The following is a 16,091-nucleotide window of genomic DNA, read 5'->3' as shown; positions in this document are numbered from 1 at the left end:
ATCCCCAACAATCGCTTTTTGACTCACAGATAATTTTTTATTTGCCCATTTACTCTAGCATTAAATCAATTATCCTCTTATTAAAAATAGATAAAAAAAGCTCGGAAGAGCCCAATCTTCCGAGCGATAAACAATAAAATAAGATCAATAATTACAAGAAAATGCTAAATCACATAAAGATCCACATATTCATTGACTGGCATTTCCCAAAGCGCCTCTTTATCTAATGAGACATCGAGAATCGCTTTTTGCTGTTTAGCGGGGAATCTGCGAGCTACGTTTGTTTTAAACTTCTCCACTAATACCGGCATTCCTTCTTCACGGCGACGCGCGTGCCCGATAGGATACTCCACAACCACTTCATCAAGTTTTGTGCCATCTTTTAAGGTAATCGTTAATCCATTAGCGATAGAGCGTTTATCCGGATCATGATAATCCTTGGTAAATGCCGGATCTTCTGTACAGATAATACGATCACGAAGAGCATCAATACGAGGATCTTTCGCGATATTATCTTCATAATCACTCGCCGTTAAGCGTCCAAAGATAAGTGGCACTGCCACCATATATTGAATACAGTGATCTCTATCTGCGGGGTTATTAAGGGGACCTTTCTTATCGATAATACGAATACAAGCCTCATGAGTTCTAATATCAATTCGCTCAATATCTTCTGATGTTTTGCCCATTGCATTGAGCTTTTGCTTTAAGGTCATAGCGCATTCCACGGCTGTTTGAGAGTGGAATTCAGCAGGGAATGAGATCTTAAAGAGGACATTTTCCATCACATAAGTGCCATAATCTCGCTGGAACTTAAATGGTTTTCCCTCAAATAAAACATCATAAAAACCCCAAGTTTTCGCTGTTAAAACAGATGGATATCCCATCTCTCCTTTTTGAGCCATTAAGTTTAAACGTACCGCTCGAGACGTTGCATCTCCTGCTGCCCATGATTTACGAGATCCCGTATTAGGCGCATGACGATAAGTTCTTAAAGATTGCCCATCAACAAAGGCAAGTGATAATGCATTTAAGGCTTCTTGGCGCGTTAATCCTAATAGTTCAGACACAACAGCTGTAGATGCCACTTTTACTAAAACAACATGATCTAATCCAACACGGTTAAAGGCATTTTCAAGCGCAATACAGCCTTGAATTTCATGGGCTTTAATCATCGCCGTTAAAACTGCTTTCATCGTTAAAGGCTTCTTACCATTGGCAATAGCCGCTCTTGATAACCAATCAGCAACTGCTAAAATTGCGCCTAAGTTATCTGAAGGATGTCCCCATTCTGCGGCGAGCCATGTATCGTTGAAATCAAGCCAACGAACCATCATCCCGATATCAAAAGCTGCTTGTACTGGGTCTAACTGAAATTGTGTTCCTGGCACTTTCGCCCCATTAGGAACAACGGTTCCTGGCACAATTGGACCCATTAATTTCGCGCACTCAGGATAATCAAGCGCCTCTAAACCACAGCCTAAAGTATCAATTAAACAGTATTGTGCGATTTTGTATGCAAGATCAGACTTTACTTCATAATCCCTGACATAATCGACAATCTTTTCAAGAACATCATCAAACTTTTGGGTGACTTCTTGTGACATAGATAATCTCCTATCAATAATAAATATTAAACTTCAATGTGAATAAAAAAGAAATTCAGTAACTTCAATGCCAAGACAAAATTAATCAGGAAAGATCTGTCGTGTTGAGCTCTATAACAGATCTTTCATGCGATTACTCACGCTCAGCAATAGGGATAAATTTAAGCTCTTCAGGTCCTGTATATTCAGCACCCGGGCGGATAATCTTATTATCTTTACGTTGTTCTAAAATATGCGCTGCCCACCCCGATGCCCTAGAAAGCACAAATAAAGGCGTAAACATGGCAGTTGGTACTCCCATCATGTGATAAGAGACTGCCGAGAACCAATCGAGATTAGGGAACATTGCTTTATGATTTTTCATGACCGCTTCAATACGATCGGCAATGTTATACATCCGAACGGTTCCAGCTTCCTCAGAGAGCTCTAGGGCGATACGTTTAATCACTTCATGTCTTGGATCTGCCACCGTATAAACAGGGTGACCAAAACCAATAATGATCTCCTTATTGCCAATACGCTCTAAAATATCCACTTCCGCTTCATCAGGGGAGCCATAACGTTGCTGGATTTCAAAGGCCACTTCATTAGCCCCACCATGTTTAGGTCCACGAAGAGCGCCAATAGCCCCCGCAATAGCAGAGTAAATATCCGAATTAGTCCCGGCAATAACGCGAGCGGTAAAGGTTGAGGCATTAAATTCATGTTCTGCATAGAGAATTAATGAGGTATGCATCGCTTTAACCCAAGATTTAGGTGGTCTTTTACCATGAAGCAGATGTAAGAAATGTCCCCCTATAGAATCCTCTTTGCTCTCAAGCTCAATACGCACGCCATTGTGGCTATAGTGATACCAATAAAGGAGCATTGAACCTAAAGAGGCCATTAGGCGATCGGCAATATCTTTCGCGCCGGCATTATTATGATCATCTTTTTCAGGAGAGATACAACCTAAGAGCGAGACCCCTGTTCTTAATACATCCATGGGATGGACGGACATTGGGAGAGTCTCTAAAGCTTTACGCATTGAGACAGGAATACCGCGAAGGGCTTGAAGTTTTTGTTTATAGAGTCTAAGCTCATTTTCATTGGGGAGCTTACCGTGAATTAAGAGATGGGCTACCTCTTCAAATTCACAATTATCGGCAAGATCCATAATATTGTAGCCTCGATAATGAAGCTCATTACCATTACGACCTACCGTACATAGCTCTGTGGTTCCGGCAATAGTGCCAGAGAGTGCTACAGATTTTTTGGGTCGAAAAGTTGCTGACGTTGTCGGCATAATATCCTCCTTCAGGATAAACCTATTGGAATCTAATTTAGGTATATTTATTTTGGTTATGCTGATCTTCTAGCAAGGTATGGAGAGCCCATGCTAGTAATCGATAACCATTTATTAAAATGTTGAAATGACGGACTTTTAATTTTCAAAAATCACTTTTATAACCGAAAGAAAAAGAGACAAAGCTTATAAGCTTTTTACTTTTTCTTTGATGCAAACAATTGATCGAGTTGGTCCTCGTAATCGTAATAGCGAATGCTTTGATAAAGCTCATCGCGAGTCTGCATCAGCGGAAGGACACTCTTTTGAGTACCTTCTTTACGAATGGTCTGATAGACAGTTTCAGCAGCTTTATTCATCGCTCTAAAAGCCGATAATGGATAAAGTGCTATGGCAATATCAACACTTTTTAACTCTTCAATGGTAAAAAGAGGTGTTTGCCCAAATTCTGTAATATTCGCAAGCACAGGAACATCCACGGCTTCTGTAAATTTCTGATACATCGAAAGCTCTGTAATCGCTTCTGGAAATAATCCATCAGCACCCGCTTCAATATAAGCAACCGCACGCTCTAATGCGCTGTCTAATCCTTCTACAGCTAAAGCATCGGTTCTTGCGATAATCATAAAATCAGGATCTGTTTTTGCATCAACAGCTGCTTTAATGCGGTCAACCATCTCATCTAAAGGGACAATCTCTTTATTAGGACGGTGCCCACAACGTTTAGCTCCCACCTGATCTTCGATATGAAGCCCGGCAGCACCCGCTTTAATAAAAGATTTTACTGTTCTTGCAACATTAAAAGCAGAAGTTCCAAAACCGATATCCGCATCGGCAATTAAAGGAAGATCTGTCACATTCGTAATCCGATCAATATCGATTAAAACATCTTGTAAAGTGGTAATACCTAGATCTGGGATCCCTAAAGATCCTGCTGCAACGCCGCCTCCTGAAAGATAAATTGATTTAAATCCCGCTCGCTCTGCTAACAGTGCATGATTGGCATTAATAACACCCATCAATTGCAAAGGTGATTCTTCTTTAAGCGCTTCACGGAATCTCTTTCCTGCTGAATAAATGCTCATTATGAGCCTCCTTTGGTGTAACTACATCATGGTTAAAAATCATTTTTAATGAATTCTTTTCAAACACTTTGTTATGTCGGTTCTATTTCTTTAATTTTGTTAGAACTCTTGTTATAACGATTTCGATGTTAGCGTTATCCATAGTTTGTGAGCTTTTTTAAGTAAATGTCTCTATTTATCAGCTCTACAAGCTATCTCCATATCCTTCATTAACAACATATCAAACTCAGATAGCGTTTCCCAAATTATAAATCACAATTAATTTTCTTCCTTGAGCAAGATAAAAGTCAAAAAGCTCGAGTAATCCAATATTATCAATTGATTACTCGAGCCATAAATATTTAAAAATTAATATTATTTCCTAAAACTTTTTCTAAAAAACTTCTTGACTGTATATTTATTATACAAATATGTGGATTTTTAAAGATAAACATGTCTATAAGGAAAAATTTAGTCACCTTTTCCTATGAGATCCCAATATGAATTAATCTTCATCTTCATAAATTTCATCCATCGGAATAAGTCCCTTAATAAAAGCTTCAAATGTTTCTGCAACTAAGGTTATTCGATAATCCCCTTCTTGATCGATATGAACAACTTTAGGAATTCCCGATTTACCACACTCTCGATAATCGAACATAAACATCTCATGCCCAGCGCTTGGCGTGCCGGCAAAGCAGATGCCAATCTCAGGATATCCCCACTCTTCAATCATAAAATTACTGCCAAATTCTCCACAAAGAGAATAAGCTTTATCAAACCCTATCCCAAAAATCTCAGACACCCAAATCCCGCCATCTGCCCAATCACTCTCTTCCCCGGCAAAGAAAAAATCTCTACTTAATGCCCCCCCATTTTGTTGAGTCATCAATTCAATATAGGCAGCTGGCAATTTATATCCGCCAAGCTGGGCTTCTACTTGTTGTAATAGCTCTACAGTAAAAGGTTCACTAATATGATTTTCCTTAGAATAGTCAGAGTTATCCCAGAGGTTTTGTAAGTCATTGGCGGTAAAGTAATGCATAATGTTATCCACAAGCAGAAGTTAGGATCTTCCATTATACGAAAAGCGCTTCAAAAAAACCGAGATAGATCTAATCTCTATCTCGGTTTTTTATATGGTTACTAAAAGATTAGCACCCTTTACAAAACTCAAAAAAAAATAATTTAAAATCAAATACTTAAACTTTATTAGATACCATTTTTCCTGTTAAGGATCTTGTAATAATCTTTAAGATCACACCGTAAGCAGGTAAAAAGAGTAATACTGAAATCCCCATCTTAAAAAGGTAGTCCACACTTGCTACTTCCACTAAATGCTCAGCCATATAGGGGTCCTCTGTTTGATAAAAAGCGATTCCAAAGAAAGCAATCGTATCAACTAAATTCCCAATAATGCCGGAAAGAAAAGGCGCTATCCACCACTGATAGTTTTGTCTAAAACGATTAAACACCACGATATCCATCATCTGCCCAATCACGTAAGCTGCGAAACTCGCAAATGCAATCTGGGCAACACCTCGATTAAAAGCATCAAACGCCATGGCTCCTTGCCAAGATCCCCCATCAAAAAGAACAGAGATTAAATAAGAGACGATTAATGCCGGGAACATCGTGAAAAAGATAATTCTTCGCGCAGGTTTTGCCCCAAAAATTCTTACCGTTAAATCCGTCGCTAAAAAGATAAAAGGATAGCTAAATGCACCCCATGTAGAATGAAAACCAAAAAGTGACATCGGAATTTGTACTAAAAAATTACTCGATGCAATCACCATAATATGAAAAACCACAAGCCATGGTAAAGCTCGCGCTCTCTCTTCTTGTTTGTATAAAAAATGTTCCATGTGAAACCTTTCTCTATTTTCCTGCAAAAAAAATCATTTAAACATCATCATGATTAACTCAAGGAAATAATTTATAAAAAAATACCCCAAAAATATTCACTTCTACAGATGACTTAAATTCCGTAAAAACAGACAGTAAGTTTAATAAACAACAACTAAAGATTACTCATTTTTTATTGTTGATAAGGACCATTGAACTAATAGAATGGAGACGTAATATTAATTACCTGATAATGGTCTCTATTTTGTCGTTTTCCATTAGTTGTTGTTTATTAAAGAGGGTTATTAGAGCGTTTTAATCATGCATTATTGAAGATCAATGACGTCATTAAAAATTAAAATTCTCTAATCGTCTGTTTGCAACCGCCTGCCACTTGGTATTGTGCTTGCCATAATTGGCATAAGGATGGATAGAGATTCCACCACGCGGTGTAAATTCCCCACGAACCTCAATATATAGAGGATCCATCAGCTGGATTAAATCATCTAAAATAATGTTAATACAATCCTCATGAAATGAACCATGATTACGAAAGCTAAAGAGATAAAGTTTTAACGATTTGCTCTCAACCATCTCAATTTGTGGAACATAAGAGATATAAATGGTTGCAAAATCAGGCTGATTTGTCATTGGGCAGAGTGTTGTAAACTCAGGACAATGAAAATTCACAAAATATTCTCGCTCAGGGTGATCATTTTTAAAAGTTTCTAAAACAGTCGATGTATATTCTGTGGGATAGATTGTTGCTTGATTTCCAAGTAACGTTAAGTTCTCAAGTTGAGCACTTTTTGAGTGTGTCATATATTTAGTTCCTAGTTTTTTAGTGTGGGATGGTTACGAACCACAAGCGCTATCAAGCGCCAAAAGTCCGGCTATTGTATTTTCTTTATCTGACAAATACAACGCTTCACTGAGGTTTCTTTTTTAAAAGCCTCTTTAAAGAGGCGATTAAATATGCTTAATTCTCGCTCACTTGCTATAATACTTCGCGCTTAAATTTCTCAAGCATTTCCTCAATTTTTTTTCGCCCACGTTCATGAAAGGATGTTTTATGACACAGCACAATCACGCCCCGACCATCGAGAAAGGGGATCGGAAGACGCTGCTCGCTTCCACATTAGGCTACGCAATGGATGGCCTTGATATTATGATTTTAGCCTTTGCCCTTATTCTGATTAAGGCAGAATTTGGTTTAACCGATGCACAAGGGGGAATGATCCAAACCATCACCCTTATCGGTACGGTAATTGGCGGAATTTTCTTTGGAATGCTTGCTGATAAATATGGTCGTGTTCGTGTTTTTAACTGGACAATTTTACTCTTCTCTCTCTTTACAGGTCTTGCTGCAATTTCCACATCCGCAGAGATGTTTACACTCTTTCGCTTTATTGCAGGGCTTGGGCTTGGCGGAGAATTTGGGATTGGTATGACCTTAGTTGCTGAAACGTGGCCTGCGAAAAAACGTTCACGCGCAACGGCTGTTGTCGCCATTGGTTTTCAAATCGGAATTGTTTTAGCGGCACTTGTTAGCCTTTTATCCCCTTATATTGGTTGGCACGGAATGTTCTTAATCGGCGCGCTTCCCGCACTTCTTGTTTGGTGGACACGCCGTAATCTTAAAGAGCCCGATATCTGGTTACAAGTTAAGAAAGAAAATCGTAATAAAATCTCTATTAAACCGCTCTTTAAAGATTCACGAACAACTCTCACAACTATTGGTCTTATTATCGCAACAAGTGTACAAAACTTTGGATTTCACGGCATTATGATCTGGATGCCCACCATGTTAGCGAAAGAACATCACTTTACCCTTTCAGGGACTTTTTATTGGACCGTGATTACGACGATCGGCATGATTATTGGCACCTTAACCTTTGGTGCTTCATCGGATCGTTTTGGTCGCCGCCCGACTTACATCTTCTTTTTAGTAGTCAGCGCCGCCTTTGTTTGGATCTATTTTCAACAATCTAATTACTATATTCTCATGTTCCTTGGTGCAATTTTAGGATTTTTTGTCAATGGCATGATGGGGGGATATGGCGCGCTTCTTTCTGAACATTACCCAACAGAAGCAAGGTCTTCAGCGCAAAATATTATCTTTAACTTAGGTCGTGGTATTGCAGGCTTTGCACCTTTAATTATTGGCGCTCTAGCCATGCAATATAATATTAGTACAGCTTTAGGCTTTATCTCTGGCGTTTATCTCTTATCCGCTCTCGCCTTTATCTTCCTAATCCCGGAAACAAAGGGAAAAATTTTAGATTAATTTCCTCCTAACAAATAAAAAAATAAGGATTAATCTCTAATATATTGAATTACCTATTAAAAAAAAGGGCCTTGAATGAAAGAAAGTTCAAGGCCCTTTCTTCTTTTACGTTTATACTATTGATAACTATTATCTCAAATTTTCAAGATGCTCAATTGAGCATCTCTCTTATAAAAGACAATCTCTTAGGTGATTTTAATGTTTAAAATGTCTTCAAAAAAAGTGCTTTTATCATTACTTATTTCTAGCTTCATGGTGCCAACTTTTGCCGCTTCCCCTCTTGAAAGCTATATTGATCAAACCATTAATCGTCAAAATAGTAGCAATAGTGAGAGCAGTTCGAAATCTACCACTGTCACTGAGCTACTAGCAATGGATCATTATGATCGTCATGCAGCATTGACAAATATGCTTGATAAAATTCAGGTAGGTGCTGAAAAGGGTAATGCCGAAGATCTTTTCCTATTAGGTTATTACTACTATTCTGAAGGGGAAGATAATGAAAAGGCGGAGGATTTTCATAAAGCAAAAGAGAACTTTCTTAAAGCTGAAAAGTTAGGCTCAAAAGATGCCATCTACCTACTAGGAGAACTCTATTTCTATGGGGAAGGAGTTCCACAAGATTATCAAAAAGCAGCGCAATACTATGAAAAAGCCGCTGCGCTAAAACAAAAAGATGCGCTTTTTAGCCTCGGCGCTCTTTACATGAATGGCTTTGGGTTTGATGAAGATATTCCTAAAGCGATGGAATATTACCGAAAAGCTGCTGAACTTGGGGATAATACTTCTATTAATACTTTGGGGTATTATTATGAGATGGGAAGTAGCCCAGATATTGAAATCAACCTTAATACCGCAACAACTTGGTATCAAAAGTCTTGTGATAATGGCGATAGCCACGGCTGTGATGCGGTAAATCGACTTAAAATTCATACCTTAAGTTTTGACACTGTTTTCTCTGAGATTGTCGAAAACTATCATGGTCCTATTGCTAGCAGCCGAAGCATTCCTGCCGTTAGCACTTTTCTTGAACAAGATGATTACGATCGCGATATGATGCTTGTGGATTATTATCCAGAGATCATCAAAAAAGCAGAATCTAAAGAGAGTGATGCACTCTACCTTCTTGGTCTTTATTATCAAGTGAAAGGGGATGATAACTATGATAGTTATGCTTATGGACAAGCAAAGATTCTCTTTGAAAAAGCAATTGAACTAGGTTCTATAGATGCGATCTACTCCCTTGCTGAGCTCTACTATTATGGTAATGGTGTCGAGCAAGATTATGAGAAATCATTCTCTCTCTATGCAGATCCCAAACTTGAATCATATCCTGAGGCGATCTTTAGCCTCGCAGTACAATACGATAGCGGTGAGGGTGTTGAGCAGAGTTATGAAAAGTCCTTTAAGCTGTTTGAAAAAGCGGCCAATTTAGGGCATATGCCGTCTACTTTCAATATCGGATTCATGTATGAATATGGGGAATATGTCGATGTTGATTATGAAGAAGCAAAAAAATGGTATCAAAAAGGCTGTGATGTTAATTATAACGAAGCTTGTAGGGCAGTCGAACTTGTTGACAATAAAATCAATGGCAATAGTCATGATAGTGAAACAAATACAGAGCTAGAATCGCTCTTTAATGAAATTATGGGGAGTGAAGCTTCTGAGCCTTTAGAACTTACGGCGCAAAGTGTATTAAATGCCGATAATGATGTTGCCCTCGAATTCTTAAAATCACAAACAGATGTTTTATTAGAGAAAGTTAAAACAGATAATGATGCTGAAAGCCTCTTCTTAACAGGCTACCTTTTTTATCTAGAAGGCTTAGATACGGATAGTGATCATACTTATTCACAATCTTACGCTTTAATGGAAAAAGCAGCGGCAGAAGGCTCTTTAGATGCTTATTTCTATTTAGGAGTCATGAGCTTTCACGGAGATGGTACTGAAAAAGATTATGGTAAGTCCCGAGAGTTTATGGAAAAGATAGAAAATAGTGGGAATACTGAGGCGCTCTTTTATCTTGCAACAATTTACGATGAAGGATTAGGCGTGGATATCGATCAAGAAAGATCGTTCAACCTTTATCTTAAAGCCTCCAATTTAGGACATTCAGATTCTACCTATAATGTGGGTTTCATGTATGAATATGGGGAATATGTCGCAGAAGATTTAATTGAAGCGCAAAAATGGTACCAAAAAGCTTGTGACCTTGGCGATAGAGATGGTTGTGAAAAAGTGGCAAACTTAAACCCCGCTGAATCTCTAGATGATGAGGCAGCTTTTGAAGTAATTGATGAAACACCGAAAAAAGAGCGTAACCCTATTGAGGGAAATCTTGAAAATTTCTTTAATGCAATCCTCGAAATATTCTAATTTCATCGCTTTAGGGAATTTTCCATCCCAGCGCTATTAACAGAGTTATCCACAACTCATCCAAAGGAGCTTCAATAGTAAGCTCCTTTTTGGTAATAGGATGAATGATCTTTATTTTATAAGCATGTAAGAGTAGCCTATTGATACCAAACTCTTGGAGAAAGAGCCTATTATGCCGTAAGTCACCATAAGTTGTATCGCCTACAATAGGATGAGCAATATGATTCATATGCCGGCGCAATTGGTGTTTTCGCCCTGTTTTAGGTTTTAATGAGACTAAAGAGTAACGTGAGGTTGGATATTTACCTGTGGATAACTCAAGTTCTACTTGTGCTAATCCTTCATACTCTGTCAAAGCGGATTGCGCCTCTTTCTTCTCAATGCCTTTATCGGCAATTTTATCTAAAATAACCGATAAAGGATGCTCAATTTTGTCCTTATCAAAAAGATACCCTCTTACAATAGCTAAGTACTCTTTCTCAACCTGATCATGCATAAATTGCTCAGAAAGAAAACGCGCGCTCGATGCACTAAATGCCAATAATAAAACGCCGGAAGTTGGTCTATCAAGACGATGAACGGGATAAAGATAACGTCCTACTTGATCTCGAAGATGTTGTAAAACAATCTCTGTCACTTTAGGATCTAATAAAGAACGATGAACAAACCAACCACAAGGTTTATTAATGGCAATGATCTCTTCATCTTGATAGAGAATCTCTAAGGGTGCATGATTTTGCATTAAACTATCGCAATCTTCTAGGGAAGAGTCTTTTAAGTCCATCATGATACTTATTACTTAGGGTAAAAATTTTTGATAAACAACATCTTGATTGAGCTTCTTCCCACCCATTTTTCGATCTTGTCCTAAAGTAATTAAGAGATACTGCGTCTTTGTTAATTCATAATAATAAGGAATTCCCCAAGGATCAATTAAGATATCCGCCTTAATATAAGGTCCTTTCCAGTTAGGGTCATTCGGTGATTCCACCAATGCTTTAAGCCCTTCTTCATTAGAAGGATATCGCAATAGATCATCTCGATAGATACTTAACGCGCCTTCAATCGATCTTAAATTCTGATGCGCTTTAATCATCTTCGATTCATCATTGATACCTAAGACATTTTGAGAAAACATTACAATTAAAATAGCCACGATCACGGAGAGAATCATTAGTTCAACTAATGAAAATCCTTGTTTATAAAGTGTCTTAAAAGGACTATTAAACATTCGTGATCTCTTATCCTCTTGTTATGCGGTGACTGTTTTAAATAATTCAAAATAGGTGGGGAATGTTTTATCCACACATTGAGGATCTAAAATGGTTAAAGCTTCTTTCATTGAAAGCAGTGAAAAAGCCATCGCCATACGATGATCATCATAAGTTTCAATGGCAACATCTTGTAACAGATCTTCTTGAGGATAGATCACAAGTGCATCTTCACTCTCTTCAACAGTTACCCCTAATTTTTGAAGTTCAGTAGCCATTGCATGAAGTCTGTCTGTCTCTTTAACGCGCCAGCTTCCAATATTTCTTAAAGTTGTTTTTTGATCTGCAAAAACGGCTAATGTTGCTAATGTCATTGCGGCATCAGGAATATGATTACAATCGAGATCAATACCTTTAATAACCCCATCTTTAGGCGCTCTAACAATCACTTCATTCTCTTTCCAAGTAATATCGGCCCCCATCATTTCAAGCGCATCAATAAATTGGATATCTCCTTGAATAGAGTTTGTCCCTACGCCTTTTACAGTCAATGGACCGCCAAACATTCCTAAAGCAAGGTAGTAAGAAGCGCTCGATGCATCACTTTCGACATAAAATTCGCCCGGTGTTTTAAAGACTGCATTATCAGGAATGAAAAATTGCTGATAATGATGATGCTTAATCTCAACCCCAAAGGCTCTTAACAGAATCAATGTAATCTCAATATAAGGTTTTGAGATCAATTCTCCCTCAATATTAATAGTGATTTTCTGTTTTAATAACGGCAAAGTCATTAATAATGCCGTTAAATATTGGCTAGAAACATCCCCTTTAATTGAGACTTCATCAGCGATAAGTGAGCCCTTACCGATCTTTAGAGGCGGATAGCCATCATGTCCTAAATAATCAATTTTAAAACCTAAGGCTCGAAGCGCATCTACCAGGTCTTTAATCGGTCTTTCGTGCATTCTTGGTATACCAGAAAGCGCATATTCACCACCATTAACAGCAACAGCCGCCGTTAATGAGCGAAAGGCAGTGCCGGCATTTCCTAAAAAAAGATCTGCTTTTTTATTAGGGAATCCTTCACCATTTCCTTTGACTCGAAAAGTTCTTGTTGTTTCATCAAGCAAGGCCACTTCAATTCCAAGTAATGCCAATGCCTCTAACATTCGATCCGTGTCATCACTTTTGAGAAGATTGTGGATAATCGTCTCGCCTTCTGTCATTGCGGCAAGTAACAAAATACGGTTTGAAATACTTTTCGAACCAGGAATTATCACAATTCCCTCTGCTTTTGCTATTTTTGGTAAAAATAATTTTTCCATATCGCTGACATTTTCCTCAAAAGTTCGTAATAAGAGCACTTTCCAGAAATCCCCATGAGATCAATCATGATTCACTCCAATCTTTCAAGATATTATCACAACTGAGCCTAAAGCACCTATTGCCCAATCGATACAAAACAGTGTACAAGTTTTACCCATTAGTTATCCACAGTTTTTCATAAAAAATAGTGGATAAAAAAATAGACCCCGATTTTTATGGGGTCTATTTTTAATATCTGTCTTTTTCTTGAAAGTTCCCTAAAGAACGAAGCTCAATCTAAATATTTTTTAACTTTTAGAACCTTAAAGCCTTCAAAATTAGGATTAATGCATCATTTTTTAGCGAAAATTGATAATTTTGAAATTACTTCTCTTCACCATAAACATCGTATGAGAAGTATTTTGCTTCAACTTCCTTGTAAGAACCATCTTCACGAGTGGCCTTGATTGCCGCATTAAAGCGATCTAAGAGCTCGTTATCTGTTTTACGAATTCCCACACCAACTCCTTCTCCTAACCACTCTTCTTCAAAAAATGCAGGCCCTATAAATTCAACTTTACCTGCATAATCTTTTTGAAGATAACCGATATCAAGTGGCACAACATCCGCAAACACTAGATCAATACGACCCGTTTCAAGATCCATCATGGCTTCATCAAGGCTACGATAGCTTCTTACATCTGCGGTGCGCTTATATTTGTCATTCATGTAAATCTCATGAATCGTACCGCTTTGTACCCCTATACGTTTTCCTTTTAATCCCTCATCAGTGATATCGATACTTTTACCTGTAGGAATCACAAAGCGAGCAGGGGTTTGGTAATACTTGTTACTAAAGTTAATCGCTTTTTTACGAGTATCGGTAATGGACATTGAAGCCAAAATTGCATCGATACGTTTTGTATTGAGTGAAGGAATTAACGCATCAAAATCCACTTGAACGATTTCACATTTTTGTGCCATCTTCTCACAAAATAGTTTTGCTAAATCAGGTTCAAAGCCTTCAATAGTCTGCGTTTCAGAGATATAGCTAAACGGAGGATAAGATCCTTCAATTCCGATTTTAATCACATCTTGCGCCATGACTTGTGATGCAAGAAGTAATGAACTTCCTATTAATAATTTTTTTAACATAAAACCCTCACACTGAAAAAGTTATTTCTATTCTTGTTTCTACTTATTACTATCTTCTCTTTATATCTTAAAGATAATGATGAGTGAACAGAGTTATCCACAATTTATCCTTATTATTGAGGATTAATCAAGCTTTTGCATTGATTTTTTATGTGAATATCTCTTGATATAAATCTTTGGATGAAGATTTGGATAAATCTCACTCTTTTTTATCTTTAAGTTATCCACAGATTTCTACCGTTTTTTTGCGGATAATTATCCTAAGCTAAAACTTAATGGTCTAAATTATCATAAAAAAAGCCGCACTAAGCGGCTTTCCTGATTATTAGTCCCTTCAAGTTCACCGAAATTAGATCCCTTGTTTTGTTTTAAAGGCTTTACCTAAAACAATTCCTATTAAAAGCGCTACAACAGCAGGAATCATCCAGCCCATATCGCTACTTTGATAAGGAAGGTACGATAATAGCTCTGTCGCTTTGATTTTAAATGTTGAATCACCCACATAACCAAGGGTTACTGAGAGTGCACTAATGATAAGTGTCACATAAATAGGTAATTGGAATGCAAGATTTGGCATACCACGTAAGAAACGATCAATGAAGATTAAAACAATCAATACGATCGTAATTGGGTAGATGATTAATAAAATCGGCACAGCGCCCATGATGATAGAGCTTAATCCTTGGCTTGCTAAAATAAAGCTAATCAAGGAGAAGATCACTGCATAGACTTGATACGAGATTTTATTATATAGCTCATGGAAATAGCTACTAACAGCTACTACTAAACCAATTGCCGTTGTCAAACATGCTAGCGATACAATTAAACTTAAGAGAATACGACCACCTTCACCATAAGTCAGGCGTGCAACTCCCGTTAAGATTGAAGTCCCCATATTCCCCCCTGCTGCTTCTTCTGGGCTTAATGGGTAGTTATTTCCAATCCAAGCAAGAGAAATATAAACAAGACCTAATCCAACACCGGCAATGACTGCGGCTATAGAAGATTGTTTAAAGATATCTTTTTGTTTTGTTAAACCCGTTGCTTTTACAGCTGTGATAACAATCATTGCAAACGCGACTGCCGCGATTGTATCCATTGTTTGATAACCTTCCGAGAAACCGACAAAGAAAGGATCTCTTGTAAATTGTGGGCTCACTTCTGTAATGGGGGCATCAAGCTTAAAGAAAGCACTGATAATCAATAAAACAATCGTTAATAAAAGTGCAGGCGTTAAGATTTGGCCAACTCTTTCAACGAGTTTTGATGGGTTTAGTGCTAGATAAAAGGTTAAAGCAAAATAGACAATTGCAAAGCCTATTTTTGAAGATATTGTCTCAATTCCTCCTTCAAGGAAAGGGAGGACTGCCATTTCATAAGAGACCATTGCTGTTCTTGGAATAGCAAAGAAAGGTCCAATGGTCAGGTAAATTGTGACCATAAAAAGAATCGCAAACAGAGGATGGATGCGTTTTGCTTCAGATCTAAATCCTTCTTCAGAGAAAGACCCGGCAATAATTCCTATTAATGGAAGACCAACACCTGTGACAATAAAACCAATAATTGCCGGAATAAAGTTTGTACCACTTAATTGCCCAACTGTAGGTGGGAATATTAAGTTACCGGCACCAAAAAACAGGGCAAATAACATAAACCCTATAAATAATGTTCTCTTTGACATACAAATTCTCTACTAAATTTGAGTTTTAATCGTATTTTTAACGACTAATTATAAAAATTAAAACTTAAAAGCTAAATTTCATATTTTTTAAATTTTATAGATCATTGGATAAATGATCGAATCCAAACTGCTATCAAATGAATAAATTCTTGTGGTCTTTTATTAATATCATCTCTTTTATAAAGAATAGATGATGATGAGCAGCTATAGTTATCCACAGTTTTTGGTAAAAATCAGTGAATAACTTATCTTAAGCCTATTTTTCGCTG

At 37.5% G+C, this 16,091-nt stretch carries 13 protein-coding genes and 1 riboswitch; of the genes, 2 read left to right on the top strand and 11 right to left on the bottom strand.

Annotated features, from left to right (window positions below; translation table 11 throughout):
• Positions 1–164: 164 nt before the first annotated feature.
• The 6 genes from MMG00_RS11465 to queF form a co-directional block, all read right to left on the bottom strand.
• Complete coding sequence (locus MMG00_RS11465) at positions 165–1,607, bottom strand: bifunctional 2-methylcitrate dehydratase/aconitate hydratase (RefSeq protein WP_242148432.1); 1,443 nt, start codon at positions 1,605–1,607, stop codon at positions 165–167.
• A gap of 133 nt (positions 1,608–1,740) precedes the next feature.
• Positions 1,741–2,892 (bottom strand): bifunctional 2-methylcitrate synthase/citrate synthase, encoded by a 1,152-nt coding sequence (gene prpC / locus MMG00_RS11460; protein WP_242148430.1) that lies wholly within the window; start codon positions 2,890–2,892, stop codon positions 1,741–1,743.
• A 197-nt stretch (positions 2,893–3,089) separates the two neighbouring features.
• Complete coding sequence (gene prpB, locus MMG00_RS11455; RefSeq protein ID WP_242148428.1) at positions 3,090–3,977, bottom strand: methylisocitrate lyase; 888 nt, start codon at positions 3,975–3,977, stop codon at positions 3,090–3,092.
• A 484-nt stretch (positions 3,978–4,461) separates the two neighbouring features.
• Entirely contained in the window at positions 4,462–5,001 is a 540-nt protein-coding gene (locus tag MMG00_RS11450; RefSeq protein ID WP_242148426.1) for an SMI1/KNR4 family protein, read from the bottom strand.
• A gap of 157 nt (positions 5,002–5,158) precedes the next feature.
• Positions 5,159–5,821 (bottom strand): 7-cyano-7-deazaguanine/7-aminomethyl-7-deazaguanine transporter, encoded by a 663-nt coding sequence (locus MMG00_RS11445; RefSeq protein ID WP_242148424.1) that lies wholly within the window; start codon positions 5,819–5,821, stop codon positions 5,159–5,161.
• A 328-nt stretch (positions 5,822–6,149) separates the two neighbouring features.
• The gene (gene queF, locus MMG00_RS11440; protein ID WP_242148422.1) at positions 6,150–6,623 is read right to left on the bottom strand and encodes a preQ(1) synthase; all 474 of its coding nucleotides are present in this window, start codon (positions 6,621–6,623) and stop codon (positions 6,150–6,152) included.
• 5 nt (positions 6,624–6,628) lie between these two features.
• Positions 6,629–6,673, bottom strand: a riboswitch (PreQ1 riboswitch).
• A 200-nt stretch (positions 6,674–6,873) separates the two neighbouring features.
• On the opposite strand from queF, the gene MMG00_RS11435 reads away from it, so the two are divergent.
• Positions 6,874–8,088, top strand: a complete 1,215-nt coding sequence (locus tag MMG00_RS11435; protein ID WP_242148420.1) for an MFS transporter — start codon at positions 6,874–6,876, stop codon at positions 8,086–8,088.
• A 198-nt stretch (positions 8,089–8,286) separates the two neighbouring features.
• Positions 8,287–10,467: a tetratricopeptide repeat protein gene (locus tag MMG00_RS11430; RefSeq protein WP_242148418.1), complete on the top strand. Its 2,181-nt coding sequence runs from the start codon at positions 8,287–8,289 to the stop codon at positions 10,465–10,467.
• 10 nt (positions 10,468–10,477) lie between these two features.
• Here the strand turns inward: MMG00_RS11430 and truC are convergent, their stop codons facing one another.
• From truC to brnQ, 5 genes are all read right to left on the bottom strand, one after another.
• Positions 10,478–11,251 carry a tRNA pseudouridine(65) synthase TruC gene (gene truC, locus MMG00_RS11425; RefSeq protein WP_242153470.1) on the bottom strand — a complete coding sequence of 258 codons (774 nt, stop codon included), beginning with the start codon at positions 11,249–11,251 and terminating at the stop codon, positions 10,478–10,480.
• A gap of 15 nt (positions 11,252–11,266) precedes the next feature.
• On the bottom strand, positions 11,267–11,698 hold the full coding sequence (gspG, locus tag MMG00_RS11420; RefSeq protein WP_242148416.1) for a type II secretion system major pseudopilin GspG: 432 nt from the start codon (positions 11,696–11,698) through the stop codon (positions 11,267–11,269).
• A 21-nt stretch (positions 11,699–11,719) separates the two neighbouring features.
• Positions 11,720–13,006 (bottom strand): 3-phosphoshikimate 1-carboxyvinyltransferase, encoded by a 1,287-nt coding sequence (aroA, locus tag MMG00_RS11415; protein ID WP_242148414.1) that lies wholly within the window; start codon positions 13,004–13,006, stop codon positions 11,720–11,722.
• Positions 13,007–13,370: 364 nt separating this feature from the next.
• The gene (locus MMG00_RS11410; protein WP_242148412.1) at positions 13,371–14,141 is read right to left on the bottom strand and encodes a transporter substrate-binding domain-containing protein; all 771 of its coding nucleotides are present in this window, start codon (positions 14,139–14,141) and stop codon (positions 13,371–13,373) included.
• A 349-nt stretch (positions 14,142–14,490) separates the two neighbouring features.
• Positions 14,491–15,822 (bottom strand): branched-chain amino acid transport system II carrier protein, encoded by a 1,332-nt coding sequence (brnQ, locus tag MMG00_RS11405; protein WP_242148410.1) that lies wholly within the window; start codon positions 15,820–15,822, stop codon positions 14,491–14,493.
• Positions 15,823–16,091: the final 269 nt, after the last annotated feature.

It is taken from the genome of Ignatzschineria rhizosphaerae, from assembly GCF_022655595.1.
GTDB classification, from domain to species: domain Bacteria; phylum Pseudomonadota; class Gammaproteobacteria; order Cardiobacteriales; family Wohlfahrtiimonadaceae; genus Ignatzschineria; species Ignatzschineria rhizosphaerae.
This window is presented reverse-complemented; position numbering and strand designations above follow the sequence as displayed.

What these genes read in the sequence shown, in the direction of transcription:
- MMG00_RS11465 (WP_242148432.1), bottom strand. Translation starts at nt 1,607, where the DNA reads ATGTCACAAGAAGTCACCCAAAAGTTTGATGATGTTCTTGAAAAGATT.
- prpC (WP_242148430.1), bottom strand. Translation starts at nt 2,892, where the DNA reads ATGCCGACAACGTCAGCAACTTTTCGACCCAAAAAATCTGTAGCACTC.
- prpB (WP_242148428.1), bottom strand. Translation starts at nt 3,977, where the DNA reads ATGAGCATTTATTCAGCAGGAAAGAGATTCCGTGAAGCGCTTAAAGAA.
- MMG00_RS11450 (WP_242148426.1), bottom strand. Translation starts at nt 5,001, where the DNA reads ATGCATTACTTTACCGCCAATGACTTACAAAACCTCTGGGATAACTCT.
- MMG00_RS11445 (WP_242148424.1), bottom strand. Translation starts at nt 5,821, where the DNA reads ATGGAACATTTTTTATACAAACAAGAAGAGAGAGCGCGAGCTTTACCA.
- queF (WP_242148422.1), bottom strand. Translation starts at nt 6,623, where the DNA reads ATGACACACTCAAAAAGTGCTCAACTTGAGAACTTAACGTTACTTGGA.
- MMG00_RS11435 (WP_242148420.1), top strand. Translation starts at nt 6,874, where the DNA reads ATGACACAGCACAATCACGCCCCGACCATCGAGAAAGGGGATCGGAAG.
- MMG00_RS11430 (WP_242148418.1), top strand. Translation starts at nt 8,287, where the DNA reads ATGTTTAAAATGTCTTCAAAAAAAGTGCTTTTATCATTACTTATTTCT.
- truC (WP_242153470.1), bottom strand. Translation starts at nt 11,251, where the DNA reads ATGGACTTAAAAGACTCTTCCCTAGAAGATTGCGATAGTTTAATGCAA.
- gspG (WP_242148416.1), bottom strand. Translation starts at nt 11,698, where the DNA reads ATGTTTAATAGTCCTTTTAAGACACTTTATAAACAAGGATTTTCATTA.
- aroA (WP_242148414.1), bottom strand. Translation starts at nt 13,006, where the DNA reads ATGGAAAAATTATTTTTACCAAAAATAGCAAAAGCAGAGGGAATTGTG.
- MMG00_RS11410 (WP_242148412.1), bottom strand. Translation starts at nt 14,141, where the DNA reads ATGTTAAAAAAATTATTAATAGGAAGTTCATTACTTCTTGCATCACAA.
- brnQ (WP_242148410.1), bottom strand. Translation starts at nt 15,822, where the DNA reads ATGTCAAAGAGAACATTATTTATAGGGTTTATGTTATTTGCCCTGTTT.